Source organism: Tunicatimonas sp., assembly GCF_049647865.1.
In the GTDB taxonomy this organism is placed as follows: domain Bacteria; phylum Bacteroidota; class Bacteroidia; order Cytophagales; family Cyclobacteriaceae; genus Tunicatimonas.
In genome coordinates, this window is sequence record NZ_JBARYM010000828.1 from 1 (window position 1) to 5,499 (window position 5,499).

Annotated in this window: 4 protein-coding genes and 1 pseudogene; 3 read left to right on the forward strand and 2 right to left on the reverse strand. The window is 41.3% G+C overall.

The window, feature by feature from the left end:
• Both WBA23_RS23905 and serA read left to right on the forward strand, forming a co-directional pair.
• Window positions 1–232 (forward strand): annotated as a pseudogene (locus tag WBA23_RS23905) (hypothetical protein); the annotation flags it as partial.
• Complete coding sequence (serA, locus tag WBA23_RS23910) at window positions 216–2,123, forward strand: phosphoglycerate dehydrogenase (RefSeq protein WP_424584793.1); 1,908 nt, start codon at window positions 216–218, stop codon at window positions 2,121–2,123. The pseudogene WBA23_RS23905 and the gene serA, both read left to right, overlap by 17 nt.
• 46 nt (window positions 2,124–2,169) lie before the next feature.
• Here the strand turns inward: serA and WBA23_RS23915 are convergent, their stop codons facing one another.
• Together WBA23_RS23915 and WBA23_RS23920 are read right to left on the reverse strand one after the other, a co-directional pair.
• Entirely contained in the window at window positions 2,170–2,412 is a 243-nt protein-coding gene (locus WBA23_RS23915; RefSeq protein ID WP_424584794.1) for a hypothetical protein, read from the reverse strand.
• Between the two features lie 108 nt (window positions 2,413–2,520).
• Window positions 2,521–3,825 (reverse strand): cation:proton antiporter, encoded by a 1,305-nt coding sequence (locus tag WBA23_RS23920; protein ID WP_424584795.1) that lies wholly within the window; start codon window positions 3,823–3,825, stop codon window positions 2,521–2,523.
• A gap of 630 nt (window positions 3,826–4,455) precedes the next feature.
• Between WBA23_RS23920 and WBA23_RS23925 the strand changes: the two genes are divergently transcribed.
• Window positions 4,456–5,499, forward strand: a 1,044-nt coding sequence (locus WBA23_RS23925; protein WP_424584796.1) for a hypothetical protein, incomplete at its 3' end; no start/stop codon positions are given.

Below are 5,499 nucleotides of genomic sequence, written 5' to 3' on the forward strand. Positions count from 1 at the left end.
ACCCGATGTTTGGTTTACTGACTTCGGAGATAGCTCGCTCAATTTTGAAATGATGGTCTGGACATCGATGTACGTGCAACGACCTCAAGCGATGAGAAGCCAGTTATACTATTCGGTTTTCAAAAAATTTGGCGAACACGATGTAGAAATTCCGTTTCCGCAGCGTGACTTACATATCCGTAGCGGCGAATTGCCCGTAGAACTAAAGAACCACAATGGAATCAGTACCTAGCAAGCCCCTGAAGTATTTTGTCTTCGATTTTGATAGCACCTTTACTCAAGTAGAGGCGCTAGATGTGCTGTGCGAAATTGCGCTTAAAGATGATCCGAAACGTGAAGGTATTTTATCGGAGGTAAAGCGGATCACTAATTCTTGTATGAACGGCGAAATTTCCTTTCGCGAATCGTTGGAAAGCCGACTAGCACTACTCCCGGCTCATCAAGATCACTTGCCAGCACTGGTAAAAGAACTAAAGAAAAGCGTATCTCCATCGTTTGAGCGCAACCGAGAATTTTTCAGTAACTTTTCGGATCGAATTTACGTGGTTTCCAATGGTTTTAAAGACTTTATCCTTCCGGTGACCCAAGAGTATGACATAGCTGACGACCACGTATTTGCCAACGAGTTTACTTTTGATGCTGAAGGAAATATCACCGGCTTTGATGCCTCGAACCTGCTCTCAACCGATGAAGGCAAAGTAGCCGTGATTCGTGCTTTAGATTTAAACGGAGATGTATACGTGATTGGCGATGGTTATAATGACTATAAAATTAAAGCAGCCGGTTTCGCCAATAAGTTTTACGCTTTTACCGAAAATATTGAACGAGGCTCGGTCATTGATAAAGCCGATCACATTACCCCTTCTCTCGACGAATTTCTTTATCTGAACAAAATGAACACCGCTATATCGTACCCCAAAAACCGGATTAAAGTACTACTGTTAGAAAATATTCATCCCGATGCGGCCCGGCGGCTGAAGGAAGAAGGCTACCAAGTAGAAACGCACGATGCTGCGCTGGATGAGGCGGAGCTGGCTGAGAAGATAAAGTCAGTATCTGTGCTAGGCATTCGCTCCAAAACCCAGGTAACCGCTAACGTACTGGAAAATGCGAATCGACTACTCGCCATTGGAGCTTTCTGTATTGGCACCAACCAGATTGACCTAACTGCTTGCTCCAAAAAAGGCATTGCCGTATTTAATGCTCCCTACAGTAACACTCGCTCAGTAGTAGAACTGGCAATTGGCGAAATTATCATGTTGATGCGGGGTATTACTGATAAATCAAGTGGGATGCACCGGGGTATGTGGGGCAAATCGGCCAAAAATAGTAATGAAATTCGGGGGAAGAAATTGGGAATTGTAGGGTACGGAAATATCGGATCCCAACTATCAGTGCTGGCCGAAAATATGGGGATGGATGTGTACTACTACGATATTGTCGATAAGCTTGCGCTGGGCAATGCCACCAAATGTAATTCGTTAGAAGAGCTATTAGGCCAAGTAGATGTAGTGACTTTACACGTGGATGGCCGAGCCGAAAATAAGCAGTTCTTTGGTGCCGATGATTTTGCGGCTATGAAACCCGGTGCACTCTTTCTAAACTTAAGCCGGGGGTCTGTAGTGGATGTAGCCATTCTGAAAGAACATATTCTCACCGGACGCATTCGCGGAGCGGCGGTAGATGTGTTTCCTACCGAACCCAAAAGTAATGAGGAAGAATTTGTTTCGGACTTACGAGAGTTGCCCAATGTAATTCTCACTCCACACATTGGTGGCAGCACCGAAGAGGCTCAGGAGAATATTGGAGAATTTGTGCCGGGTAAGATCATGGAGTACATTAATACCGGAAGTTCTTTCCTTAGTGTAAACTTCCCAAATGTGCAATTACCGCTACTGCAGAATGCTCATCGGCTCATGCATATTCATCATAACCGGCCGGGCGTATTGGCTAATATTAGCCAAGTGCTACTAAAGTACCATATCAATGTGGTGGGACAATACCTTAAAACGAATGAAGATATTGGCTACGTGATTATCGATATTGACAAGGCCTACAGCGATGACGTAATTAAAGAGCTACGGGCTATTGAAAATACCATCCGCTTTCGCGTCTTGTTTTAGTAGTAGCTACCCTCTACAATTGACTCTCTCGTCAGCTAACAACTAGCTATATGCCTTTGAACAATCGAAAGCCACCCTGATGACGGCGAAGGCTATAACCATCTTTTCGATTATCGGTAGAGGAAAAAGTCTCTTTTCCTGGAGCGCCAGTTTCTTCGGTGGAAAGGCCGTGATCGGCAATATTAAAATTTTTCAGATCGACGTAGGTTCCCTCATCGTCAGTTGTTACGCCGTCTTTGTGCTGTTCCCAAAGATTACGGTAAATCTCTTGCTGCTTAACTTTATCCATGATTAAAAAATGTTTTAGTTAAAAAAGTAGAATTGGATACCTAAGTAGTTAACACCACTACAGATTATTTGTTGGCTAACTTTTCTCGTTAAGCTGATTTTACTGACTCTAAACTGTTTCTGATTGCTGCTTTTGCTGAGCTTTAGGCTCGTCAGTTTCAATTTTCTCAATTTCTTTGTCTACTTCTTCCCAGTAGCTGGAAGCAAAGTCATCGTAAGGAGTAATTTTAGTACCACTTAGCACCAGTGCCAATGTCATGGCGATACTAGAAAGGATAATAACAAATAGTAGCACCCCCGTATTAAATCCCTCTAGCTCCATTTCAACCGGAATAGCAAAGAACAGTAAAATTGTAATTAATCCTCGGGGAGCGATAAATAACTGCGGTAGAATATCTTTCCGAATAAAAATCTTTAAGAGAATAAACCGTAGGCTGAATATTAATACCAACAGACTGCCACTCACCATAGCTACCTTCATATCCAGAATAGTAGCAATGGTAATCGTCATGCCGAAAATAACGAAAAAGAAAGTCCGTACTACAAAGGCCGATTCCATCGTAATCAGCCGGAAGTTGTTCAGAATACTACTCACCGCCCGAGCATTAACTAACCGTTTTAGTTTGCCGAAGAAGAATAGCCGGAAATTGTTTAGTACTAATCCAAAAATAAGAATGATAATCAGGGAAGAAAGATGGAAGAGTTTACCAACCGAATAGAGTAGCAATAGTACCGCAATTAGTAAAATTAGCTTTATATGCGTGTCTAACTTTTGAAACAACAGTACCAAACCATAACTAAGCACTACTGATAGCCCAATCGTCAAGAAGATATTACTAACGACATCCCACACGATGGCTGAAGTAGATTCAGTTTCAGCATTCCCCAACAAGAAATAGAAGAACATAATGCCGAGAATATCGGAGAAAGTGGCTTCGTACACCATAAATTCTCGGGTATGTTCGTCCTTCAACCCACCCACACTGGGAATAACAATGGCACTACTAATAATGGCCAGTGGTACGGCATATACCAGTGAGAGAAAAAAGGAGCCACCGTAGGCATACTGAATAATATAAGCTCCGGCAATAGCAGCACCTATTAATGCAATAAGTGCAACAATAAAAGATTTCCAGATAATTGGCCAGCGGTCAGCCTCTAATTCTAGATCAAGGGCAGCTTCCAATACAATCATAGTCAGTCCTATAATACCTAGAATCTCTAGCACGGGAATCAGGTTATCTCCTACCGGAATGCCTAACGCTTCGGCTCCATACTTCATACCCAGCCCTAAAATAATCAGCAGTAATACGCTGGGAATATTGGTCTTACTAGCAATCAGGTTAAATAAATAAGAAAAAATAATGATGAGCGATGTAGCAATTACCGCCACATAGGCATTGAACTCAGTCATACAGGATCGTTCTTCTGAATATTATCTGCAAAACGGATGAATCGGTAGTAAAGTTATGAAATACGTAAGTTACTGACCGAGCTTATTTCACTTGGCAAAAACACGAACATTATTTATTACAGCACTATTATCATTGTGATGCAGTTGTGTTCTTTTTTTCTTCAAGCGAAGAACGGCAAAGTAATTGTCATTTTACTACTGTTCTTAGCTATTCTTACAGAGGTACTTTATCTTTTGATACACAGAAATTTTATGATAACATAAGTATCAACGTTTTAATAGTATGGATTGTAAGGAGGCATTAAAACGAAGATATCTCATTCATTTCTCCCGCGTCACGTACGCTTTTGGTAATGATTATTCTTTAAAGGGCAGTAAAGTAGCGCGAGAATAAGAGGACCTCTAATGTTTGTTGTAACAGTCCACTAGAATGTTTATCATTAATTTACTTTGTTCTGTTAGTTATATTGTTCAGTATAGGTTTACTACTATTTAATGTCGAACGTTAAAAACTTTATTGATTTCTTACTTACCTAATCAGACTTTAGACTGGTAGAATTAGGAAGGGGAATAACATTTGAATGAATACTGAGTGTTGACCCTTTGTTAGGAATATAAACAGAAGCTGGTATGAAATTAAAGCAGTATATCCTCACGCTCTTAGTGATCTTTACAGCCTGGAATCTCAAGGCTCAGTTACTTACTAGTCCTCCTCCAGTGCCTTCGGGACATCCTCGTTTATTTGTTACCCAACAAAGCTTACAGGAATTGCGGGATAAACGTAATCACGCAGATTTTCGAGGTATTTGGACGCAAATTAAGAATAATAGCCAGCCCATCTCTCAAGCATTAACCTATTTATTAGAAGGAGATGAAAAAAAGGGGCAAGCTGCTATCGATGGAGCTTATAGCGCTCTTAGGAAAACTACTAACAATGGCTTGCGCCTGATGAATGAAGTTCTTATGGCATCCTGCGTATATGATTGGTGCTATCCTTTGATGACCAACACCCAAAAGCAGAACTATATTAAAGAATTTGCTCGGATTCACAATCTTCATCCACCTTATTGGCCAGCTACTGGCGGACATGGTACTATTGTAAGTCACAATACTTCCGGTTGGTTTTTCAACCAGCTACCAGCGGGCTTAGCCATTTATGATGAAGACCCTAGAATATGGAATCAGGCTGCCAAGTTGTTTTTCGATGAATTTCAAGAGGTTAGAAATTTTGCATTTAAATCGCATCTATCACATCAGGGCTGGTACGTAAGTACGCGCACCAGTCATATGATACTGGCCGCTTTCTTGTTTAATAAAATGAGTGGTGGTAAAGACGTTTGGGTTGATGAATTTGAGCAGATGGGCTATATGCTAGCTTATTTTATGCGCTCAGACGGACAGATTATGCGGCTAGGAGATACTAAAAGCGATTCTTGGGCTTACGAGTTTCATAATATTTTCCTGGATGGAATGGCAAACTACTATAAAAACCCTCAGTTAGCCGCTCTATCAGACCATCCACTTTTTAAATCCTATAATTCAGCTCGAGACGATCTCTTCGGAAAATTTCTACTTAGACCTGTTGATTTAGGGAGGAAGTCACTGGAGTCTTTACCTAAGACTAAGTACTTCGGTGAGCCTGTTGGGGGGGAAATGGTAGCCCGAACGGGCTGG